Here is an 877-nt window from a genome sequence, read left to right as displayed (position 1 = left end):
GCCCATGGCTAGATCACCGGGTTTCGGGTCTATACCCTGCAACTCTTCGCACAGTTAATACTCGGTTTCCCTTCGGCTCCCCTTTTCGGTTAACCTTGCTACAGAATATAAGTCGCTGACCCATTATACAAAAGGTACGCAGTCACATATACCTAACGATATACGCTCCCACTGATTGTACGTACACGGTTTCAGGGTCTATTTCACTCCCCTCCCGGGGTTCTTTTCGCCTTTCCCTCACGGTACTGGTTCACTATCGGTCATTTAGGAGTATTTAGCCTTGGAGGATGGTCCCCCCATATTCAGACAGGATATCACGTGTCCCGCCCTACTCTTCAAGCTTCCACATAACGAATCTTCATGTACGGGACTTTCACCCTCTGTCGTGCGACTTTCCAGACGCTTCCACTAACTCGTTATGCTACCCGCTTTGGGCTCCTCCCCTTTCGCTCGCCGCTACTCGGGGAATCTCGGTTGATTTCTTTTCCTCGGGGTACTTAGATGTTTCAGTTCTCCCGGTTCGCCTCACTTGACTATGGATTCATCAAGCAATAATGTAGTTACCTACATTGGGTTTCCCCATTCGGACATCGACGGTTATAGCGCCTTTTATCAGCTCACCGTCGCTTTTCGCAGATTAACACGTCCTTCTTCGCCTCTAAATGCCTAGGCATCCACCGTGTACGCTTAATTTCTTAACCTTACAACTCACAGTTGTCTTGGTTTTCATTACGCTTTTTTCTCTTTCTTGCTTCAAACCACCATACTTTCATATGCCAGTTCGCCGCAAAAACGAGAACTCGTTTCTTTCAGCTTGTTCCTAATTGTTAAAGAGCTTTATCTTTCTATTTACTCATTCAAAAGTAAATACAAAGAT

At 46.2% G+C, this 877-nt stretch carries 1 rRNA gene; it reads right to left on the bottom strand.

The annotated features are described in order from the left end of the window. Window positions 1–701: ribosomal RNA gene (locus A9G12_RS04835) — 23S ribosomal RNA — on the bottom strand; the annotation flags it as partial. Window positions 702–877 lie beyond the last annotated feature (176 nt).

The sequence above is a fragment of the Gilliamella sp. wkB112 genome, from assembly GCF_001690685.1.
Lineage (GTDB): Bacteria > Pseudomonadota > Gammaproteobacteria > Enterobacterales > Orbaceae > Gilliamella > Gilliamella apicola_J.
Note: the sequence above shows the minus strand (reverse complement) of the source record. Positions and strands in the feature narration are given on the sequence as shown.